The organism is Buchnera sp. (in: enterobacteria) (assembly GCF_056343165.1).
On record NZ_JBWHTS010000003.1, the window covers coordinates 65,396 to 87,728 of the forward strand.

General features: G+C 24.8%; 19 protein-coding genes and 1 pseudogene. 12 read left to right on the top strand and 8 right to left on the bottom strand.

Annotated elements, in window-relative coordinates; translation table 11 throughout:
• Window positions 1–182 precede the first annotated feature (182 nt).
• The 4 genes and pseudogenes from ACTP5B_RS02540 (at window position 183) to nusB (ending at window position 2,592) form a co-directional block, all read left to right on the top strand.
• Complete coding sequence (locus ACTP5B_RS02540) at window positions 183–263, top strand: AIR synthase related protein (protein ID WP_464829762.1); 81 nt, start codon at window positions 183–185, stop codon at window positions 261–263.
• Window positions 264–379: 116 nt separating this feature from the next.
• The gene (locus ACTP5B_RS02545) at window positions 380–628 is read left to right on the top strand and encodes a hypothetical protein (RefSeq protein WP_464829715.1); all 249 of its coding nucleotides are present in this window, start codon (window positions 380–382) and stop codon (window positions 626–628) included.
• A gap of 404 nt (window positions 629–1,032) precedes the next feature.
• Window positions 1,033–2,136, top strand: a pseudogene (ribD, locus tag ACTP5B_RS02550) (bifunctional diaminohydroxyphosphoribosylaminopyrimidine deaminase/5-amino-6-(5-phosphoribosylamino)uracil reductase RibD).
• A gap of 24 nt (window positions 2,137–2,160) precedes the next feature.
• The gene (nusB, locus tag ACTP5B_RS02555) at window positions 2,161–2,592 is read left to right on the top strand and encodes a transcription antitermination factor NusB (protein ID WP_464829717.1); all 432 of its coding nucleotides are present in this window, start codon (window positions 2,161–2,163) and stop codon (window positions 2,590–2,592) included.
• Between the two features lie 45 nt (window positions 2,593–2,637).
• Here the strand turns inward: nusB and dxs are convergent, their stop codons facing one another.
• From dxs to ACTP5B_RS02570, 3 genes are all read right to left on the bottom strand, one after another.
• Window positions 2,638–4,470: a 1-deoxy-D-xylulose-5-phosphate synthase gene (gene dxs / locus ACTP5B_RS02560; RefSeq protein WP_464829719.1), complete on the bottom strand. Its 1,833-nt coding sequence runs from the start codon at window positions 4,468–4,470 to the stop codon at window positions 2,638–2,640.
• 57 nt (window positions 4,471–4,527) lie between these two features.
• Window positions 4,528–5,376, bottom strand: coding sequence for a polyprenyl synthetase family protein (locus tag ACTP5B_RS02565; protein WP_464829721.1), 849 nt, complete (start codon window positions 5,374–5,376; stop codon window positions 4,528–4,530).
• Window positions 5,377–5,466: 90 nt separating this feature from the next.
• Window positions 5,467–6,639 (bottom strand): MFS transporter, encoded by a 1,173-nt coding sequence (locus ACTP5B_RS02570; RefSeq protein WP_464829723.1) that lies wholly within the window; start codon window positions 6,637–6,639, stop codon window positions 5,467–5,469.
• A 72-nt stretch (window positions 6,640–6,711) separates the two neighbouring features.
• On the opposite strand from ACTP5B_RS02570, the gene ACTP5B_RS02575 reads away from it, so the two are divergent.
• On the top strand, window positions 6,712–7,056 hold the full coding sequence (locus ACTP5B_RS02575) for a TusE/DsrC/DsvC family sulfur relay protein (protein WP_464829725.1): 345 nt from the start codon (window positions 6,712–6,714) through the stop codon (window positions 7,054–7,056).
• Here the strand turns inward: ACTP5B_RS02575 and cyoE are convergent.
• Genes cyoE through cyoA form a run of 5 tightly spaced genes read right to left on the bottom strand, consistent with a single transcriptional unit; the run spans window position 7,051 to window position 11,814 of the window.
• Window positions 7,051–7,935 (bottom strand): heme o synthase, encoded by an 885-nt coding sequence (gene cyoE, locus ACTP5B_RS02580; RefSeq protein WP_464829727.1) that lies wholly within the window; start codon window positions 7,933–7,935, stop codon window positions 7,051–7,053. The two genes, ACTP5B_RS02575 and cyoE, sit on opposite strands and share 6 nt — an antisense overlap.
• A 28-nt stretch (window positions 7,936–7,963) precedes the next feature.
• Window positions 7,964–8,281, bottom strand: a complete 318-nt coding sequence (gene cyoD, locus ACTP5B_RS02585; protein ID WP_464829729.1) for a cytochrome o ubiquinol oxidase subunit IV — start codon at window positions 8,279–8,281, stop codon at window positions 7,964–7,966.
• Complete coding sequence (gene cyoC, locus ACTP5B_RS02590) at window positions 8,281–8,901, bottom strand: cytochrome o ubiquinol oxidase subunit III (RefSeq protein WP_464829731.1); 621 nt, start codon at window positions 8,899–8,901, stop codon at window positions 8,281–8,283. Before cyoC ends, cyoD begins: the two co-directional genes overlap by 1 nt.
• Window positions 8,898–10,886 (bottom strand): cytochrome o ubiquinol oxidase subunit I, encoded by a 1,989-nt coding sequence (gene cyoB / locus ACTP5B_RS02595; protein WP_464829733.1) that lies wholly within the window; start codon window positions 10,884–10,886, stop codon window positions 8,898–8,900. Before cyoB ends, cyoC begins: the two co-directional genes overlap by 4 nt.
• Window positions 10,887–10,890: 4 nt before the next feature.
• Window positions 10,891–11,814 carry a ubiquinol oxidase subunit II gene (gene cyoA, locus ACTP5B_RS02600; protein WP_464829735.1) on the bottom strand — a complete coding sequence of 308 codons (924 nt, stop codon included), beginning with the start codon at window positions 11,812–11,814 and terminating at the stop codon, window positions 10,891–10,893.
• A 251-nt stretch (window positions 11,815–12,065) separates the two neighbouring features.
• On the opposite strand from cyoA, the gene ACTP5B_RS02605 reads away from it, so the two are divergent.
• From ACTP5B_RS02605 to ACTP5B_RS02635, 7 genes are all read left to right on the top strand, one after another.
• Window positions 12,066–12,371: a BolA family protein gene (locus ACTP5B_RS02605; RefSeq protein ID WP_464829764.1), complete on the top strand. Its 306-nt coding sequence runs from the start codon at window positions 12,066–12,068 to the stop codon at window positions 12,369–12,371.
• A 191-nt stretch (window positions 12,372–12,562) separates the two neighbouring features.
• Window positions 12,563–13,888: a trigger factor gene (tig, locus tag ACTP5B_RS02610; protein ID WP_464829737.1), complete on the top strand. Its 1,326-nt coding sequence runs from the start codon at window positions 12,563–12,565 to the stop codon at window positions 13,886–13,888.
• A 168-nt stretch (window positions 13,889–14,056) separates the two neighbouring features.
• Window positions 14,057–14,668 (top strand): ATP-dependent Clp endopeptidase proteolytic subunit ClpP, encoded by a 612-nt coding sequence (gene clpP / locus ACTP5B_RS02615; RefSeq protein WP_464829740.1) that lies wholly within the window; start codon window positions 14,057–14,059, stop codon window positions 14,666–14,668.
• A 99-nt stretch (window positions 14,669–14,767) separates the two neighbouring features.
• Window positions 14,768–16,054 (top strand): ATP-dependent protease ATP-binding subunit ClpX, encoded by a 1,287-nt coding sequence (gene clpX, locus ACTP5B_RS02620; RefSeq protein WP_464829742.1) that lies wholly within the window; start codon window positions 14,768–14,770, stop codon window positions 16,052–16,054.
• 185 nt (window positions 16,055–16,239) lie between these two features.
• The gene (lon, locus tag ACTP5B_RS02625) at window positions 16,240–18,603 is read left to right on the top strand and encodes an endopeptidase La (RefSeq protein WP_464829744.1); all 2,364 of its coding nucleotides are present in this window, start codon (window positions 16,240–16,242) and stop codon (window positions 18,601–18,603) included.
• An 88-nt stretch (window positions 18,604–18,691) separates the two neighbouring features.
• Window positions 18,692–20,560, top strand: a complete 1,869-nt coding sequence (locus ACTP5B_RS02630; RefSeq protein WP_464829746.1) for a SurA N-terminal domain-containing protein — start codon at window positions 18,692–18,694, stop codon at window positions 20,558–20,560.
• Between the two features lie 754 nt (window positions 20,561–21,314).
• Window positions 21,315–22,333, top strand: a 1,019-nt coding sequence (locus ACTP5B_RS02635; protein ID WP_464829748.1) for an ABC transporter transmembrane domain-containing protein, incomplete at its 3' end; no start/stop codon positions are given.

Below are 22,333 nucleotides of genomic sequence, written 5' to 3' on the forward strand. Positions count from 1 at the left end.
AAAAAAATGAAATATACTGAATTTGAAATTATCTCACTATATTTTCAAAAAAATCAAAAAAAAAAGATTTTAATGAAATTAAAGGAATTGGAGACGAGAGTGCTTTAATAAAAATCCCAAAAAACAATATACTCGCAATTAGTACTGATACTCTAGTTGAATAAACTCATTTTTTAAAGAACATATCTCCTGAAGATTTAGCATATAAAACAGTAACAGTTAATCTGAGTGATCTTGCTGCAATGGGTGCAGTTCCAAAATAGACAACATTATCGATTACAATACCTAAATCTGATAATTTATGGTTAAAAAAATTTAGCAACAGTTTTTTTAACATATTAAACAAATATAATATCCGATTAATTAGCGGTGATACAAATTGCGGTCTATTAAGTATTACTTTAAGTGTATATGGATTATTAAAAAAAATACCGCACTATTAAGAAACAATGCAAAAATAGGAGATTCGATTTATGTTACTGGAAATCCTGGAGAAAGTGCTGCAGGTCTGCTTTTACTGAAAAAAATTCTGACTAAAAATACAGATATAAAAAATTATTTAATCAAAAGACATTTGAATCCTATTCCTAGAGTTTTTGAAGGAATAGCTCTAGGGAAAAATTGCTAATACTGCAATTGACATATCAGACGGATTAATTTCTGATTTAGGTCGCATATTAAATAGTAGACAATGCGGGGCAAATGTCGAATTAAATAAAATCCCTATTTCAAAAATTTTAATTGATAATTTTCAACGTCAATATTACTCAAATTGGGCATTAAATAAAGGAGAAGATTATGAATTATGTTTTACTGTTTCACCAAAAAAAATTAAAAAATTAAATTTAATTACGAAAAATTTTTTAGTTGATTGTACATGTATCAGACATATTACATCTATTAAAAAAGGTTTTAATATTTTTTACAATAAAAGTAAAATAATTTTCAAAAAAAAAGGCTTTGATCATTTTGATTAAAATATTTAACAAAAATAAAAAAAATGTTGGTTAAAAAATGAATGATATATTTTATATGAAAAGAGCAATAGAACTCAGTAAATTAGGCGTATTTACTACAGCACCTAATCCTAATGTAGGATGTGTAATCGTAAAAAACAACATTATTGTTGGAGAAGGATGGCATAAAGAACCCGGCACAAATCATGCGGAAATCAATGCACTAATTATGGCTGGGAAAAGAGCAAAAGGAGCAACAGCTTATATAACATTAGAGCCATGTAATTATTTTGGGAAAACACCTCCATGTTGTAATGCGCTTATTAAAGCTGGAATTAATCATGTTATAATTTCTAACATAGATCCGAATCCTAAAGTTTCAGGGAATGGGATTTTATATTTAAAAAAACACGGTATTTCTGTAAAAACAGGCTTATTATCACAAGAGTCAAAAAAATATAACAAAGGTTTTTTCAAGAGAATGAAAACAGGTTTGCCATGAATACAACTTAAGCTAGCTATGTCAATAGATGGAAGAATTGCCATGAAAAACGGTGATAGTAAATGGATTACTTCAAAATATGCACGTCAAGATGTTCAGAAATTTCGAGCAAAAAGTTCAGTAATTCTTAGTAGCAGTTCCACTGTTTTAAGAGATAATCCTTTTCTAAATGTACGTTATCAAGAATTAGATAAAAAAACACTGTCTATTTTTCCTCAAGAAACATTTCAAAATCCAATAAGAGTAATTATAGACAGTAAAAATCGCGTTCAGCCATCACATAACATTATAAAAACACAAGGAAAAGTTTGGTTAATAAGATTAAAATCTGATAAAAAAATATGGCCAAAAAATACAATACAAATTATAGAAAAAGAACATGATAAAAAAATTAACATACCTTCTCTTTTAAAATTTTTAGGAAAATCGGAAATTAATAATGTCTGGATAGAAGCCGGAGGTACTTTATCAGGATTCTTATTGAATTCGAATTTAATAGACGAATTAATTATATATATGGCACCTAAAATACTAGGACATGAAGCTAAACCATTATGTATGATTTATAAAAAATTTAAAATATCGAATTCTCTTCAATTCAAGTTTCAAAATATTTGTCATATAGGTTCTGATATAAGATTGATCTTATCTCCTAAAAAATATAATACTACAGCATAATAAAACATAAGAGAAATTTATTTTATGAAACCATCTTCCCGAAGAAAAGCAAGAGCATGTGCCTTACAAATGTTGTATTCTTGGGAAATATCTCATAACAACATTAAAGAAAGTGCTGTTCAATTTTTAAAAGAAAAAAATAAAAAAAACATTGATATTGCATATTTTTATGAGTTAATTATTGGAATCACGTGTGATTGTAAAAATATAGATAATTTAATGAAACCTTATTTGTTCAGATCACTAAAAGAATTAGGACATATTGAAAAAGCAATACTGAGAATTTCATTTTATGAATTACATAAGAGAAATGACATACCTTATAAGGTTTCTATTAACGAGGGTATTGAGTTAGCTAAATTATTTGGTTCTAAAGACAGTCATAAATTTATAAATGGTGTTTTAGATAAAGCTGCATTGAAAATGGGATATAGTAAAAAAATTATTCCAACATAAAATTTTTATAAAAAATATTTATTGCATATATTTTATTAAAATTTTCTATTTTGTTTTTTTTAACCAATAAAATATTTGTTTTTGAATTCCTTCTTCATCTAATTGATAATCGTGTCTAATTTCTTCTTGATTGCCTTGTGGAATAAACACATCCGGCAATCCAATGTTTAAAACTGGCAAGAAAATCTTATTTACCATAATAAATTCATTTACAGCACTTCCTGCTCCACCAGAAATTACACCTTCTTCAAGAGTAATAAAAAATTTATGTTTAGAAGATAGTTTTAAAATCATATTTTTATCTAAAGGTTTAACAAAACGCATGTCAACTAATGTTGCGTTTAAATTATTTGCTGCAAAAAAAGCATTTTGCAATAAAGTGCCAAAATTTAAAATCGCTATTTTTTTGCCTGTTCTTTTTATTAAAGATTTTCCTAGCGGAATACTATTCATAGGCATTAATAATTCGCCAATACCATAACCTTTAGGATATCTCACTACACTAGGACCTTTATTATGCATGTAACCAGTATAAAGCATTTGACGACATTCATTTTCATTACTGGGTGTCATAATCACTATTCCAGGAATACATCTTAAATAAGCTAGATCAAAAACTCCTTGATGAGTTTGACCATCATTGCCAACAATACCTGCTCTGTCAATAGCAAATAAAACAGACAATTTTTGTAATGCCACATCATGTATAAGCTGATCATAAGCTCGTTGTAAAAAAGTAGAATAAATAGCAACAACTGGTTTATAACCACTAATCGCAAGACCTGCAGCAAAAGTAACTGCATGTTGTTCAGCTATAGCAACATCAAAATATTGATCAGGGAAAAGACGAGAAAATTTCAACATTCCTGAACCTTCACACATTGCAGGAGTAATAGCCATTAATTTTTTGTCAAATGCAGCTATTTCACACAGCCAAGAACCAAAAACATCTGAATAGCTAAGAAACTTTGATTTTGATGAATTGTATGAAGGTATTGAGTGCCATTTAATAGGATCTATTTCAGCTGGAAGATAACCTTTTCCTTTTTTAGTTACAAGATGCAATAAATAAGTACCTTTTTTATTTTTGATTTTTTCTAATAAACTAATTATAGAAAAAATATTATGTCCATCTAATGGACCTAAATATTCAAATCCTAAATTGGAAAATATTGAGTTAAAAGAAATAGAATTATTTTTAATATTTTTATTTTTTTTAAAAAATTTACGGAAAAAAAAATCTATTTTTTTTCTTATTTTTTTGGTAATTTTAATATTTCTTAAAATTTTTAAATGATTATTTAAAATTCCTACATTTTTTGAAATAGACATCTGATTATCATTTAATATTACCAATAAATTAGATTTTATTTCTCCAGCATGATTCATAGCTTCAAATGCTATACCTGCAGTCATTGCTCCATCACCAATAATACAAATAGTTTGTCTATTTTTACCTTCTTTTTCAGCTGCAATAGACATCCCTAATCCTGCAGAAATTGAAGTAGAGGAATGACCGACACTAAGAGCATCATATTGACTTTCTTCTCGACAAGGAAATGAATGCAATCCATTTTTTTTTCTAATACTATTAATTCTTTCACTTCTTCCAGTTAATATTTTATGAGGATATGCTTGATGTCCTGTATCCCACAACAAATTATCAAAAGGAGTATTATAAACATAATGAAGTGCTACAGTAATCTCTACTACACCTAATCCAGAAGCAAAGTGTCCTTTAGAAATTGTCACTACATCTAATAAATATTCACGTAATTCAAAACATAATTGTGGCAGCTGTTCAATAGTTAAAAGTCGTAAATTTTCTACTGAATTAGCAAAAGATAATATTGGATATTTTTTAAAATTAAAATTCATTAGGTGCTCATTATTTAATTTATTCAACACGTTTAATTATAAATTTTGTTAATTTTTCTAATCTATCAGTATTAATTTTTTTTTTTTTAAACTATCCAAAGCTAAAAATGATTTTTTATATAATTTTTTAATTTTTTTTCTTGATTTATCTACGCCTATTATTGATGGATAAGTATTTTTATTAATTATTTTATTATTCTGTTTTTTTAAACGATCTTTTTCAAGATCTAATATATCGTCTTGAATCTGAAAAGCCAAACCGATAGAAGTAGAAAATAAATCTAATATGAATAATATAGATTTAGAAGAAATGTTAGAAGATAAATACACTAAACGTACAGCAGAACGGATTAAAAAAGTAGTTTTATAAAAATTAATATTTTTTAACTCGTACAATTTAACTTCTTTTTTTTCTGATTCTAAATCTAAATTTTGACCCATACACATTCCAGACGAACCAATAGAAGCAGATAATTCAGAAATCATTTTTATACGTTTTAAATTAGATACTTTTGGCATAAAACTTTTTGATAAAACATCAAATGCAAGACTTTGTAAAGCATCACCAGCAAGCAAAGAAGTACTCTCACCATATTTTATATGACAAGCAAGCTTTCCTCTTCGGAAATAATCATTGTCCATGCAAGGTAAATCATCATGTATTAAAGAATATGAGTGAATGCATTCTATAGCAATAGATATAACATCTAATGTTATTAGATTTACTCTTAAAGCATCCCCAGCAGCATACACTAAAGACGAACGTAATCGTTTGCTACTAGAACAAACACTATATTTCATTGCTTTTAAAAGATTTGATTGTTGAAAAGGCAAACGATTTAATGTCTGAAATAATTTTTTATTTATACGGTTTTTATATATTTTATATAAGCGTAAAAAATTCATATTTAAGCACCTAAAAATAAACATTTAACTATTCATTAAAAAATAAAACAAATACTGTAAATGTCTACGATTTTATTCAGTTTAATTATACTATAAATACAATCTAGTTCTTATAAAAAAACTTAAAATTAACCACAAAAAAACAATAAATATTTCAAATAAAAAAACTTGCGAAGAATTTAAAAAACTACATAACCATCCACTAAAAACACCTCCAAAAAAAATACCTAAGAATTGACTAGTAGAATAAATACTCATTATACTACCTTTATAATTCTTTAATGAATTTTTACTAAGATGCGAAGGAAGAAAAACTTCTAGGAAATTAAAAGATATAAAAAAAATCTGTAAAGCAATTATTAAAAATAACAATTTTTTTTGCGCTTCAAAAAAAATAAATTCTGAAAATAAAATAAATAAAATACAAATTTCAATGATATTTTCTAAAATATGTTTACATTTACAATAAAATATAAATAAAAATAAAATAAAAAAAGAAATTAATATAGTTCCTAAATATACTTTCCAATGATTGTTTAAATAAAATCCAGATTTTTCAAATTGATCAGGAATTATCATAAAATTAATCATTAAAAAAAAGTGTAAAAAAAATATACCTAGATAATATCTAATAAAAACTTTGTTTAAAATAAATTTTAATACTGTTTTATAGGAATAAAGTATATAATTTTTTGGCGATGTATCTTTTTTTGAACAAGGAATAATAAAATAAACAATTATTATACAAACAATAGATAAGAATGAAGACATCCAAAAAACTGAAAAAAATCCAAAATGTTGAACTATTAAAGGACCAGAAACTATAGAAATTAAAAAAGAAAGAGCAAAACTCGCACCTATAGAGGCAATAGATTTAACACGATTCTTTTCTCGAATCAAATCAGATAAAAAAGCCATAGATACACCGGATATAGCACCTGAACCCTGTAAAAACCTACCAATAATCAAACCCCATATAGAATGAACATTAGCTGATATAAGATTACCAACAAAAAAAATAAAAAGACCCAATATAATTATTTTTTTTCGATTAAATTTATCAGATAAAATTCCAAATGGAATTTGAAAGATTACCTGAGCAATACCATATATCCCTACTGATAAGCCGGTTAAAAATTTATTTCCTCCATCTAAAAGCATTCCATATTTGCTCAAAATAGGAAGAATCATAAACATGCCTAACATCCGCAATGAAAAAATTATACAAAAACTTAATGTTACTTGTAATTCTGAAAAGTTCACTTTATAATCTTCCATCTTTAATTTAAAATTTTTTAAAATAACCTAACTTGAAACACACTTATCAAACAAAAAATGAATACTAAAAATAAAAAAATACATAAATATGAAAAAATTGAAAAAGATTCAGAAGGATATTTAAAAAACACTGGAGATTGGAATATATTTTTAGCAGAAGAAATTGCAAAAAAAGAAAAAATTAATTTAAATTCTGATCACTGGAAAATAATATTTTTTGTACGGCAATTTTATTTTAAATTTAATATAGCACCATCAATGAGAATGTTAATTGCTAGTATTAAACAAGAAATAGGAGAATCTAAAAGTAATAGTATTTATTTATTTAAGCTTTTTCCTAAAGGACCTGCTAAACAAGCTAGTAAAATTGCCGGGATACCCAAACCAGTAAAATGTCTATAAAAAATAAATGAAAACATCTTTAAAAAATAGATCTATTGACATTAAAAAATTAAACATAATAATAACAATTATTGAATAACGAAATAATTGATTTGCATTTTTTTTATTATTGTTATTTTTTTTAAGATTAATATAAGATAAAAATAACCAGTAAAAGTTTGTAATAGAAGATAAAAATAAAAAATTATAACTCAAATAACCTAAAAATGTTAATAATGAACTAAAAAAAATAAAACCGAGAATATAAAAAAAAATATGTTCTTTTGTTCTAAAAACACCTTTAACTACAGAAAAAACAGGAATGTTAGCTTTTTTATAATCTTTTATTCTTACAATAGAAATAGAATAAAAATGAGACATTTGCCAAAATATCAAAATAAAAAATAAAAGAATAGAAAATATATCAATAGAATTAGAAACTGCTGTATAACCAATAACAGATGGAGTAGAACCTGAAAAACTTCCAATTAATGTCGAATGAATTGTTTTTCTTTTATACACGAGAGAATACAAAATAACATAAACAAAAAAACCAAAAACCGCTACAAACATTGATAAAAAATTTACTAAAAACCCTAATATAGATATACCTAAAATACCTAAAAAACAAGAAAAAACTAGTACGTATGAAAAAGAAAGCAATTTTTTTGACAGTACTCTATTGCTTGTACGCTTCATTTTCTCATCTATATCACGATCAATTAAATTATTAAATACGCAAGCTGAAGCAATTACTAAAGATGCACCTGAAATAGTATAAAAAAATAATAAACAATCAAAAGAAGAATTTCTAGATGCGAATAAAAAACTACCTATAATTAAAACACTGTTTCCAAAAATAATACCTGGCTTAACAATTTCTAAATAATTTTTAAACATATAAATAACACATCTTTAATTAAATTTTTTAAATCATATGATGATTTAAACTATGCATAATCCATATAGAACCAAATACAACAATAAATATTATTACAACTACAAACAATAAAGTTATAAGATTCCAACGTGCTTCTGAAGAAAAATCTAAATGCAAAAAATATATAAAATGAATAATAACTTGACTAATAGCACATAATAAAAAGATAATATAATTAATTTCATTGCTAAAAAATTTTTGTATTACTAATAAAAATGGAATCACAGTTAATATAATGGAAAATAAAAAACCTAAAAAGTAAGATTTACTTTCTTTGTTTATATTTGATCTTAAAAAATTATACATTAAATAGCTCCATTTAAATAAACAAAAGTAAAAATAAAAATCCATATAATATCTAAAAAATGCCAAAAAATACTAAGACATAAAATTCGATCACGAATAGAATGGGTTAAACCTAATCTCATAATTTGACAGATAATTGATAATATTAAAATTAAACCGAAAAAGATATGAACTCCATGAGTAGCAATAAGAGTAAAAAAAATAGAAAAAAATGAATTTCTATCAGGTCCGAAATTTTTTATTAAAAGTTCATGAAACTCATTGATTTCCATAAATAAAAAAACAAAACCTAAACAAAAAGTGATTATTAAAAATGAATAAATCATTTTTATGCACTTTTGATTCATAGCTATAATAACTAAACCGCATGATAAAGAACTTAATAATAATAAAAAAGTTTCTAATAAAACAGCAGACAAATTAAAAACTTTATTATCAATTAAGTTAATTGATATATTTGAAGAAAATATGGCATAAATAGAAAAAAGAACTGCAAAAATAATGCAATCGCTCATTAAATATATCCATAAACCAAATAATTTATTATTACCTTCTAAATTTTTATTATGAACTCTCTGATTCATATTTAATGTTATATTACTTGTTTTATTTTTTATCATTTTAAACCTGCTTTTTGAATGTTTTTACGATATTGATTCTCAATTTTTTTTATATCTTCTACTGATATAGTAAAGTCGTTATCTTCATTAAGACTCTTAATAAATAAACTAATAATGATCGCAAAAAAAGATAAAAAACACAACCAAGCAATATGCCAAACTGCTGAAAATCCAAATAATAACGAAAATATACTAATTAAAAAACCTAGTCCTGTGTTTTTTGGCATATGAATTTCATTATAATTGATATTATTTATATCTTTCTTATAGTCTTCTTGTTGTTTTTTTTCCCAAAAATCATCTCTTTTTTTAACTATGGGAATAATAGCAAAATTATATGATGGAGCAGGTGAAGAAGTAGACCACTCTAAAGTTCTACCATCCCAAGGATCACCAGTCAAATCTAAATTATAGTGACGATCTCTTACTGAAATAAAAAATTGAACTATTTGACATATTATTCCTACTCCAATAAAAACTGCTCCAATAGCAGCAACGCATAACAATGAATGAAATTCAGAATCAATGTTTTGACTTAAACGACGAGTCATGCCCATTAATCCTAGGAAATATAAAGGTAAAAAGGCAAGAAAAAAACCGATAATCCAAAACCAAAAAGCACGTTTCCCCCATTTTTCATTCAAAGTAAATCCAAATAATTTAGGAAACCAGTAATTAATTCCTGCAAAACAACCAAAAACAACTCCACCAATTATTACATTATGAAAATGTGCAACTAAAAACAAACTATTGTGTAAAATAAAATCAGCTGGAGGCACTGATAACAATACACCAGTCATTCCGCCAATAGAAAATGTTACTAAAAATCCAAGTGTCCATAACATGGAGGAATGCATATACACACGGCCCTGATACATTGTAAACAACCAATTAAAAATTTTTACGCCAGTAGGAATCGCTATAATCATGGTAGTAATTCCAAAAAAAGCATTTATATTTGCTCCTGCTCCCATAGTAAAAAAATGATGCAGCCATACAATAAAAGATAAAATAGTAATAGATAATGTAGCCCATACTAAAGACACATATCCAAATAAACGTTTTTTAGAAAAAGTCGCTACTATTTCTGAAAAAATACCAAATACTGGAAGTACTAAAATATAAACTTCAGGATGACCCCAAATCCATATTAAATTAACATACATCATTGCATTTCCACCTAAATCATTAGTAAAAAAGTGGAAATTAAAATAACGATCTAGAGTCAGTAATACAAGAGTAACCGTTAAAACTGGAAAAGAAATTACTATAAGGATATTAGTACACAAAGAAGCCCAAGTGAAAACCGGCATTTTAAAAAAAGACATGCCTGGCGCTCTCATTTTTAAAATAGTTACTAAAAAATTAACTCCTGTTAATGTTGTACCAATACCAGCAATTTGTAGACTCCAAATCCAATAATCTACCCCAACACCTGAACTATATTTTATACCCGATAATGGAGGATAAGCTAACCAACCTGTTTGAGCAAACTCTCCTATTCCTAACGATAAAGTAAGTAATACGGCACTGCTTGCATTTAACCAAAAACTCAGATTATTAAGAAAAGGAAAAGCTACATCACGAGATCCAATCTGTAACGGTACCACTAAATTCATTAGACCGATTACAAGAGGCATAGCAACAAAAAAAATCATTATCACACCATGAGCTGTAAATATTTGATCGTAATGGTGTGGTGGTAAAAATCCTTTAAAACCTGCTGATGAAATTACCTGTTGAGCACGCATTAATATCGCATCAATAAAACCGCGGAATAGCATAACGAATGCAAGTACTCCATACATAATAGATATTTTCTTATGATCAACAGTAGTAAACCATTCAGACCACAAATACTGCCATTTTTTATAATAAGTAATAGTTGATGCAATGCATAATCCAATTAAAATAATTGCAGTATACGTTACCATTATAATGGGTTCATGATATGGTATAGCATTAATAGTTAATTTGCCTAACATTATTCTATTTCTCCATATTAGAATTTTTCTTTGTAATATTTTTATAAACAATATTTTTGTCTAATATTTTAATATTTTTTATAGAATATTGACCTATAATTTGATTAAACAAATTTTTCTTAACACTAGAAAAATATTCTCTAGAATAATTTTCATTTGGAATAGATATTGTATTAAAAACTTGCATAGTATTCAATTTTGCAGGTGAGTTTTTTATTTTTTTGATCCAATTCAAAAAAGTAGAATTTTTCAAAACAGATATAGCACTGAACTTCATATTAGAAAAACCGCTTCCACTATAATTAGATGATATACCCTTATATACACCTGAGTCCTCAGCAATTAAATTTAATTTTGTTATCATTCCAGGCATAGCATATATTTGACTTCCTAAAGAAGGAATGAAAAAAGCATTCATAACAGAATTTGAAGTGATTCGGAAAACTATAGGTCTATTAACAGGGAACATGATTTCATTTACAGTCGCAATATTATAATCTGGATAAATGAACAACCATTTCCAATCTAATGCAACTACATCTATTTTTATAGGATCATTAAAAGAGACTATAGGTTTTTGGGGTTCTAATTTATGACTATAATTCCAAGATAAAAACGCTAAAAAAGAAACTATTACTAAAGGAATAGTCCAAACTACTATTTCTATTTTTATAGAATCAGACCAATTGGGTTTATATATCTGATTTTTGCTAGTTGAACGATACTTAAAAGCAAAATAAACAGTCATGCAAATTACGGGGACAATAACAAATAACATCATAACAAATGATATTAGTATTAATGAACACTCTTCTATGGCAATTTTCCCATGAGGATTTAAAAGTAAACTATCACATCCATTCAGAAAAAAAGATATTAACACCAATGATAATATTTTAAAAAAATTATTATAATTTAAACATGTCATTCAAAAACCTCAAAAATAATATGATTTTTTTATTAAAAATATTTTTAAAATACTTTTTTATTAACAATTATTTTTTTATTAAAAGTAATAATTTCCGAAATAATTGAATTATTTTTTAAAAATTGATAAAATTTGAAATAAAAAATATTTCTTAAAATTTATTTTCCGGAAAATATAATATAATACTGCACGCACAGTATAAAAGTATTTTTATGATTTTTTTATCAATCAATAGGACATCATATCAATTAATGACTCTAGAAAAAATAAAAAAATATTTAATATCTAAAATAAAAATAATTTCTATTGAAATTCATGATGATAGTCCACTTCATAATCACGTAGAAAAAATTTTTACTCATTTGAGAATAACTATTATCAGTAATGATTTTATTAATCAAAAATCAATCGATAGACACCGCACAATTTTTTCAATATTATCAGAAATACTTAAAAAAAAAATATATTCATTAACATTAAACACTTACACTGCAAATGAGTGGAAAAATATAAAATTTAAAAAAATAAAACAAACCAAGTGTTTAAAAAGAAAATAATATTTTTTTAGTTTAAAAATACAATTCTACAAATATCATTATGTAATTTTTAAATTAAAATTAGATTTAAAATATATCAAGATAATTCTTGTTTAATAGATCAATTAAAGAAAAACATAAAATTTTTAAAATATAAAAATATGATAAAAAATCTAAATAAACTGATAAAAGTAATCATTTGAGGTAATAAGATGAAATTTTTTATGGAAAAAAATAAAGATGCAGGTCATCGCGTTACAATTCAGATTCCAAAAAGAATAGTGAATGATTCTCTTCTAAGAGAATTTATTGAAATTAATAAAACGACCAAAATTAATGGTTTTAGAAAAGGCAAAGCTCCCATTAAAATTATACAAGAAAAATATGGCAATTCTGTTTATTATGATATATTTAAAAAATTAATGCAAAAATTTTTTCATGAATTTATCAATAAAGAAAAAATAAAAATTATTGGTTTTCCAAAATTTTACATGCATAAAAATGAAGATAAGACAAAAGAATATTTTGAATATTCTGTAATTTATGAACTGTATCCAGAATTTCAAATAAAAGATATACAACAAATAAAAGTAAAAAAAATCAATGTAAAAATAACAGATCAAGATATTAAAAAAAAAATAGTAATATACAAAACAAAAAAAAATATTTGGAAAACAGTCAATAAACCTATTAAATCTCATGATCGTATAACAATTAATTATTGCATATATGAAAAAAATAAAAAATTAAAAGAATTCAATACAGAAAAAATGAACTTTATCGTATCTGAAAATACACTAATACCTCAGGTAAATTATAAAGTCATTAATCATGTTTTAAATGATATTATTTTTTTTAAAATTAAATTTCATCAATTTCATCCAGAAAAAAAACTTCAAAATAAAGATATAACGTTTAAAATAAAAATTATTAAAATTGAAAAAAAACAAGAACTAGAAGAAAATAATAATGAAAAATGCACTGTAGAAAAACAATTAAATCAAATAAATTATCAAAATATAAAAAATAATCTTCGTTCTCAAATTGAGATTATCACCGAAAAATATTTAGAAGATCAAATCATAAAAAAAACAATTGAAAAAAAAATTATATTAATACCTCCGCTTTTATTTCAAGAAGAAATAAAAATTTTATATGAACAATATAAGAAAAAATACAAAGAAGAACATTCTAATATTTTAGAAAAAAAGTATCATTTTGATTTTAACCTGCAAGTTAAAAAAAAATTATATATGAAAATGATAATAGAAAAAATTATCTCTGATAACCAATTATTTACAGATGAAAATAATATACAAAAATTTATCAAAAAAATATCTTTAAATCATAAAAAACCAACAGAAATTATTAATCTATATAATAAAAATAAACATCTAAAAAATACAATAAAAAATATAGATTTAGAGAATCAAGCCATATTTTTATTGAAAAAAAACGTCCAAATCGAACAAAAATATTGGACTTTTGATCAATTTACAAGTTACAACTGGACCGATCATGAAGAATCAATTTTGTAATTAATAAAATTTTTTGTAAAAATATAAAATTTTATAATTTACATTTACTCATCTTTAAAATAATTATTAATATTATTGTTAAATATATTATTGTTAAATATATTGAAAAATCATCAAAATTAAATATTAATTATTTGAAATAAAATTGAATATTTTCAGGAACAAAAAATGTTATACAATAATAAAAAAAACTCGCATGCAACATTAATTCCGATGGTTACAGAAGAACATTCCAGAGGAGAACGTTCATATGACATATATTCACGATTATTAAAAGAACGAGTTATTTTTATGATAGGAACCATTGAAGATAACCTCGCTAATAATATTGTAGCTCAAATATTGTTTCTAGAAGCTGAAAATCCAGAAAAAGATATATTTTTGTACATTAATTCCCCAGGAGGAATTATTACATCAGGCATGTCTATTTATGACACTATGCAATTTGTCAAACCAGATATCAATACTATTTGCATGGGACAAGCTTGTTCTATGGCTGCTTTGTTATTAACCGCTGGAACTAAAGGAAAAAGGTTTTGTTTACCTAACTCGAAAGTCATGATTCATCAACCATTAGGTGGATATCAAGGACAAGCTTCAGATATTGCTATTCATGCTCGAGAAATAATGGATATGAAAAAAAAATTAAATAAATTAATGTCTTTTCACACTGGCCAATCTATAAAAAAAATAAATAAAGACACAGAACGTGATTGTTTTCTGTCAGCAGAAAAATCCATTAAATATGGACTAATCGATTTTATTTTAACTAAACGTTAATAAAAAAATCAAATTAATATTTTCTTAAGATATTTGATGAAATAAATATATAGAATCTATTTACTCAAGAATATAAAATATGTAAAAAAGAGGTTAGATATGACAGATAAGAGTAAAGAAAATTCTAAAAATCTGCTTTATTGTTCTTTTTGTGGAAAAACTCAAAAAGAAGTACAAAAATTAATAGCTGGTCCCTCAGTATATATATGTGATGAATGTGTTAAATTATGTAATAATATTATTAATGAAGAAAATTTAAAAAACAAAAAAAATGATATTGAAAATAAAATAAATTATTTACCTACACCATACGAAATAAAAAAACATCTTGATAATTATGTAATCGGACAAGATCATACAAAAAAAGTTTTATCTGTTGCTGTTTATAATCATTATAAACGTCTTTATAATTTTAACAAAAACACAGATACAGTTGAGTTGGGTAAAAGTAATATTTTATTAATAGGTCCAACAGGCAGTGGAAAAACATTATTAGCACAAACATTGGCTAAATTTCTGGATGTTCCATTTATCATTGCAGATGCAACAACTCTAACTGAAGCTGGATATGTAGGAGAAGATGTTGAGAATGTAATACAAAAATTGTTACAAACATGTAAATACAATACAAAAAAAGCAGAATTAGGTATCATTTATATAGATGAAATAGATAAAATAGCAAGAAAATCTGACAATCCTTCTATTACTAGAGACGTATCTGGAGAAGGAGTACAACAAGCTTTATTAAAATTGATTGAAGGAACATTAGCCTCTATTCCTCCTCAAGGAGGACGAAAGCATCCACAACAAGAATTTTTACAAGTAAATACTGCAAATATTTTATTTATATGTGCCGGTGCATTTTCAGAATTATCTAAAATTATTTCTAAAAGAATCAATATAGGAACAGAAATAGGTTTTAACGCCAATGTTAAAGAAAAACAAGAAAAAAAATCAGAAGATTTTTTATTAAAACAAGTAGAACCTGAAGATTTAATAAAATTCGGATTAATTCCAGAATTTATTGGTCGTTTACCAATCATAACTATATTAAATCAATTGACTGAAGATACATTAGTTAATATATTATGCAAACCTAAAAATGCTTTAATTAAACAATATCAAACGTTATTCAACTTAGAAAAAGTGCAGTTAGAATTTAATTCAGAATCTATTTTGGCCATTGCAAGAAAAGCTATGAATAAAAAAACAGGTGCTAGAGGATTGCGATCTATTATTGAAAAAATACTATTAGACATAATGTATGAATTACCATCGATGATAAATATAGAAAAAGTATTAATTGATGAGTCTGTTGTAAATGCTAATTCATTACCTAAAAAAATATATGGAAAAAACAAATCAAAAAAAGCATCGGGTGAATAAAAAAAAAACATCTGATGATCTAAAAAATAAAGATAATTGCCTTTATTTTCTCAAACGCTTAGCATTAAACGTCAAGCGACCATTCCGATATACTTGGCTGATTATAAGTGTAACTGCATGTTTTATTGTATCATGCAGTTTTTAAATATTATAAATATCGGGAAATTCAACTAAGAGAGAGCTCTATGAATTCTGAGCGTTCTGAACGCATTAAAATCCCTGTTTTGCCATTGAGAGATGTAGTTATATACCCTCATATGGTAATTCCATTATTTGTAGGTCGTAAAAAATCAATAAAATGTATTGAAACGTCTATGAATAATGATAAAAAAATTATGTTGATTGCACAAAAAGAAGCTTCTAAAGATGAACTTACTACAAGTGATTTATTTAATATAGGAACTATTAGTTCAATTTTACAAATGTTAAAATTACCAGATGGTACAGTAAAAGTATTGATAGAAGGTTTACAACGTGCTTGTATTAAAGACTTAACAAGCAATGGGCAACATTTTATTGCAGAAGTTGAGTTAATTATTTCACCCGCTGTTATAGACAAAGAACAAGAAGTATTAATTCGTACAACAATTAATCAATTTGAATCTTATATTAAACTTAATAAAAAAATTCCATCAGAAATATTAAATACGCTCAATAATATTAAAAGTCCAGAAAAATTAGCAGATACTATTGCCGCCCATATGCCATTAAAATTAAATGATAAACAATCAATTTTAGAAATACGCAACATAAATGAAAGATTAGAATTTTTAATGGCAATCATGGAAACTGAAATTGATTTGCTGCAAGTTGAAAAAAGAATTAGAAATCGTGTTAAAAAACAAATGGAAAAAAGTCAAAGAGAGTATTATTTAAATGAACAAATAAAAGCTATTCAAAAAGAACTTGGTGATATGGATGAAATTCCAGACGAAAACAAAATATTAAAACGTAAGATAAAAGCATCAAAAATGCCAAAAGAAGCAAAAGAAAAAACAGAATCAGAACTTCAAAAGTTAAAAATGATGTCTCCTATGTCAGCAGAAGCAACTGTAGTACGTAGTTATATTGATTGGATGATACAAATACCTTGGTATGCTAGAACAAAAATAAAAAAAGATATACGACAAGCTAAAAAAATTCTTGATATTGATCATTTTGGACTTGAAAAAGTCAAAGATAGAATATTAGAGTATTTAGCAGTACAAAGTCGAAAAAATAAAATCAAGGGTCCTATTTTATGTTTGATTGGACCTCCAGGTGTAGGAAAAACATCATTAGGAAAATCTATAGCCAGATCTACTGGTAGAAAATATGTAAGAATGGCTTTGGGAGGAATAAGAGATGAAGCAGAAATTAGAGGTCACAGACGTACATATATAGGTTCTATGCCTGGAAAATTAATTCAAAAAATGGCTAAAGCAAAAGTTAAAAATCCTTTATTTTTACTTGATGAAATTGACAAAATGTCTCGTGATATAAGGGTAGATCCAGCCTCTGCTTTATTAGAAGTATTGGATCCAGAACAAAACGTAACTTTTAACGATCATTATTTAGAAGTAGATTATGATCTTTCTGATGTTATGTTCGTTGCCACATCAAATTCTATGAATATACCAGCACCATTACTTGATCGCATGGAAATTATTCGTATTTCTGGTTATACCGAAAATGAAAAACTAAATATAGCAAAACGATATTTATATCCAAAACAAATTGAAAGAAACGCACTAAGAGAAGATGAATTAACAATTACTGATTGTGCAATAATTAATATTATTCAATATTACACTCGCGAAGCAGGTGTACGTGGTTTAGAACGTGAAATTTCTAAAATATGTAGAAAAGTAGTAAAAAATTTATTATTAGATAAGTTTTTAAAACATATTGAAATAAGTAAAAAAAATTTAAAAAATTTTTTAGGGGTAAAACGTTTTGATTACGGAAGAACTAACAGTACTAATGAAATTGGTCAGGTAATTGGATTAGCATGGACTGAAGTAGGCGGAGAATTACTTACAATTGAAACAGCATGTGTATCAGGAAAAGGAAAACTTACATATACAGGTTCTTTAGGTGAAGTTATGCAAGAATCTATTCAGGCAGCATTAACTGTAGTTCGTTCTGAAGCCGATAAATTAGGTATTAAAAAAGATTTTCATGAAAAACATGACATTCATGTCCATGTTCCTGAAGGAGCTACACCAAAAGACGGACCAAGTGCAGGCGTAGCAATGTGTACAGCTATAGTTTCGTCATTGACAAAAAATCCTGTCAAATCGAATATTGCAATGACAGGTGAAATAACTCTACGTGGTCAAGTTTTGCCTATTGGGGGGCTAAAAGAAAAACTATTAGCAGCACATCGAGGGGGAATTAATACAGTCTTGATACCTTATGAAAATAAACGCGATCTAGAAGAGATACCCGAAAATATTATTGAAGGATTAAAAATACATCCAGTAAAAAAAATTCAAGAAGTTTTAAAATTAGCATTAGAAAATGCACCTTATATTTTAATCCAGAAAAATTTTAATGCAGGAAAATAATATTATATAGATAATTAAATTTGGCTGACAAAAAATTGTCAGCCTTTATACTTTAAATAAAAATTAAAATATCTAGGATCGTCATATTATGACAAAATATTTACAATCGCGCTCAACTCATATTATAGTTAAGTTTATTTTAGGAATAATTATTTTATCTTTAATATTGAGTACTATGAATAGTTACACCAACAAAGATTTTGAACAATATATAGCAACAGTCAATGGTGAGCAAATTAGTTTTAATATTTTTAAAAAAATGTATTTTATTGAAAGAGAAAAACAAAAAAAAATACTAGGAAATAATTTTTTAAAACTTAATCGTAATAAAAGATTTATAAACGAAACATATAATTATGTATTATCGCAATTAATTAACAATGTTCTATTAGAACAGTATACAAAAAAAATAAATTTGCAAGTAAATGATCGTGAAATTAAAGAAATAATATTAAATTCTCCTCTTTTTCAGAAAAACAATAAATTTAATAAAGAGCAATATTTTAATTATCTTACATCTATAAACTTAACTAATCATGAATATATAAATATAATCAAAAGAAAAATAAATACTAAAAATTTAATACATGCTATTTCCAATAGTAATTTTGTTTTAGAAAATGAAAAAAAAAATATAATAAAACTATTATCGCAAAAAAGAGTAATTAAAAAATCAATTATTAAAACAAGCTCTCTAATTTACAAACAAAATGTCACTGATAAAGAAGCACAAAATTATTTTTATAAAAATCAAAACAATTTTTATATTCCAGAAAAATTTAAAATTAGTTTTGTACAATTACAACCAGATAAATTTCAAACTAATTGTAACAATGAAGAAATTCATAATTGGTACTTAAAAAATATTGAAAAATATTCCACAAAAGAAAGAAGAAGATACAGTATTATTCAAACTAAAAATAAAAATGAAGCATTATCAATATTATCTAGATTACATAATACACCAGAAGATTTTGCAAAAATAGCTAAAGAAAAATCAATAGATCCAATTTCATCAAAAAAAGGCGGAGATATTGGATGGATATCAATTGATGCAATACCAAACGAGATAAAAAATGCACATTTAAATAAAAAAAATGAAATATCCGCAATTATTCCATTTCACGATGAATTTTTAATTATTAAATTAAATGAAATTTTATCTGCAAAACAGAAAAAAATATACGAAATATTTGATATCATTAAAAATGATATAAAAAATAAAAAATCATTAGATTTATACGATAGATTAAAACTAGAAATATCTAATAATATTAAAAAAAATCCGAACCAGATTAAATTTATTCTTAAAAAAAATAATATTCTCAGTACAGAAACTGATTGGTTTGATAAAAAATCCATACCTAAAGTTTTGAATAAGCCTGTTTTAAAAAAAATAATTTTTCATAGAAAACTATTGAAAAAAGATAAAATTATAAAACCACATCTACATTTTATAAATTTTAAAAATCATCAGTCATTCTTAATTGAATTTAAAGATTTTCAAAAGAAAAAAATGCAAAGTTTTAATGATGTTAAAAACAAAATTATAAAAAAAATAAAATTTATAAAAGCAACGAAAGAAACAGAAGAAAAATCAAAAAGAATTATTTATGAATTAAAAAAAGGAAAAACAAACCTATTTATAAAATCAAATCTTTATTTCTCTAATCCCCAAATTATATCTCGTTATGATCAAAACCCTATTACATCAATAGTTTTTTCTTTGACTTGTCCAAAAAAAGGGAGAAAAAAATATACTTTATATCAAGATAAAAACAAAAACTTCATAATCATATCACTCGAAAAAGTTTATAATACTAACTTTTCTCAAAAAGAGAAGAATGTTGTTAATCAATATTTAGAAAAAAATAATACTGAAATAATTTTTAATTCTATTCTTAAAGATCTTCGTAAGAAATCAATTATTACATATAATAAAATAGAAAAAATATAAATTAAAATAAAAAAAGTTATTCGATACAAATATATTTTTATCAATTCGAATAACTTTAGTAAAAGTTTACAAAGTAATTAAAAAAAATTAAAATTAATTATTGTATTTTTATTTTAATTATCTTCATTATAAAATAATGATTCAATTTTTATTTATAAATTTTTTTTGAGAAAAAATTTAATTAAAATTTTGTAATAATTTTATAAAAATAAAAAAACAGCAGACCTATTTAAAATAAAAAAATATTATATTCTACCAGTCTAGTAAAATTCGTATTTCTAAATTATATCAATTTATTCAAATTTTTTTAGTAATCAATATTACTATCAATAAATTTAATTCATTAAAATTTTCATTATTTAAAAAGTTTATTTTTATAATTTAGATAATTCAAAAAATGAACTTTTTTACGTTCTAAAAAAGAAGTATTAATCTAAAACCACTATTAATATAATATTTTTATAAACACACTTATTATATCACCTGTAAATACTTAATATATATAAAAAATATAAAAAAATAATATTTTAAATTTCACTTTTAAAAACATTAAAAAAAATATTTATTTTAAATACGTATAATTAACTATTATAAAATTTATACAATGAACTTCTTGATATATGAGTATAATATGTTAAGCGAAGTACTCAAATCTTATAAAATAGTCTGAGAATTAAAAAATAAAAAATTTTTAACTTATAAAAATAATTAATATTCAAAATAACTTTATAATATTTTAAAATTAGGATTTTTTGTGAAATTGTTTAATCAATTAAGATGGTTTTTCGCACGAGAATGGAAAAGATATTTAGGCGCTATTTTATTATTAATAATTATTGCTTCTTTACAATTATTACCGCCGAAAATAGTTGGTGTATTAATAGATTTAATTATAAAAAAAAATATGCACGGATTACAAATCCTACCATGGATTTCGATTATTCTTTTAGTATCCGTAATTATATATATATTACGTTATTTATGGAGAATACTACTATTTGGTGCTTCCTATCAATTAGCCACAGAACTTCGAGTAAAATTCTATTCCTATCTTAGCCAGCAAAGTCAAATATTTTTTTTAAAAAATAGAACTGGAGATCTAATAGCAAGAGCAACAAATGATGTTGACCGGGTCGTTTTTGCCGCAGGAGAAGGAGTTTTAACACTTGTCGATTCATTAGTTATGGGTTTATCTGTTTTAATAGTAATGAGTACTCAAATTAGTTTTTTATTAACAATAATTTCTCTAATACCTATGCCTATTATGGCCATATTAATTAAAAAATATGGAAAAGAATTACATGAAACTTTTCGTAATGCTCAAATTTCTTTTTCTTTGTTAAATAATCAAACACAAGAAATACTAACTAGCATTCGAATGATTAGAGCTTTTGGATTAGAAAAAAATCAATCAAACAAATTTGATGTCATTGTCACTGAAACAGGAAAAAAGAACATGGAAGTAGCTAAGATAGATGCTTGTTTTGATCCAGTTATTTATTTAGCAGTAGCTTTTTCCAATTTATTATCTGTTATGGGGGGGGGATGGTTGGTATGGAATAATTGCATTACTATAGGGCAATTAACTAGTTTTATCATGTATCTTGGATTAATGATTTGGCCAATGTTAGCACTTGCATGGATGTTTAATATAGTTGAAAGAGGCAGTGCTGCTTGGAATAGAATAAATTCAATCATCAACAAAGAACTATACATTAAAGATGGAAATAAAACCATCCCGTTATCTCCTGGCACATTAAATATTAACATCGA

What these genes read in the sequence shown, in the direction of transcription:
- ACTP5B_RS02575 (WP_464829725.1), top strand. Translation starts at nt 6,712, where the DNA reads ATGAATACTAAAAATAAAAAAATACATAAATATGAAAAAATTGAAAAA.
- nusB (WP_464829717.1), top strand. Translation starts at nt 2,161, where the DNA reads ATGAAACCATCTTCCCGAAGAAAAGCAAGAGCATGTGCCTTACAAATG.
- ACTP5B_RS02605 (WP_464829764.1), top strand. Translation starts at nt 12,066, where the DNA reads ATGACTCTAGAAAAAATAAAAAAATATTTAATATCTAAAATAAAAATA.
- ACTP5B_RS02565 (WP_464829721.1), bottom strand. Translation starts at nt 5,376, where the DNA reads ATGAATTTTTTACGCTTATATAAAATATATAAAAACCGTATAAATAAA.
- tig (WP_464829737.1), top strand. Translation starts at nt 12,563, where the DNA reads ATGAAATTTTTTATGGAAAAAAATAAAGATGCAGGTCATCGCGTTACA.
- clpP (WP_464829740.1), top strand. Translation starts at nt 14,057, where the DNA reads ATGTTATACAATAATAAAAAAAACTCGCATGCAACATTAATTCCGATG.
- cyoC (WP_464829731.1), bottom strand. Translation starts at nt 8,901, where the DNA reads ATGATAAAAAATAAAACAAGTAATATAACATTAAATATGAATCAGAGA.
- cyoB (WP_464829733.1), bottom strand. Translation starts at nt 10,886, where the DNA reads ATGTTAGGCAAATTAACTATTAATGCTATACCATATCATGAACCCATT.
- lon (WP_464829744.1), top strand. Translation starts at nt 16,240, where the DNA reads ATGAATTCTGAGCGTTCTGAACGCATTAAAATCCCTGTTTTGCCATTG.
- cyoA (WP_464829735.1), bottom strand. Translation starts at nt 11,814, where the DNA reads ATGACATGTTTAAATTATAATAATTTTTTTAAAATATTATCATTGGTG.
- cyoE (WP_464829727.1), bottom strand. Translation starts at nt 7,935, where the DNA reads ATGTTTAAAAATTATTTAGAAATTGTTAAGCCAGGTATTATTTTTGGA.
- cyoD (WP_464829729.1), bottom strand. Translation starts at nt 8,281, where the DNA reads ATGTATAATTTTTTAAGATCAAATATAAACAAAGAAAGTAAATCTTAC.
- dxs (WP_464829719.1), bottom strand. Translation starts at nt 4,470, where the DNA reads ATGAATTTTAATTTTAAAAAATATCCAATATTATCTTTTGCTAATTCA.
- clpX (WP_464829742.1), top strand. Translation starts at nt 14,768, where the DNA reads ATGACAGATAAGAGTAAAGAAAATTCTAAAAATCTGCTTTATTGTTCT.
- ACTP5B_RS02630 (WP_464829746.1), top strand. Translation starts at nt 18,692, where the DNA reads ATGACAAAATATTTACAATCGCGCTCAACTCATATTATAGTTAAGTTT.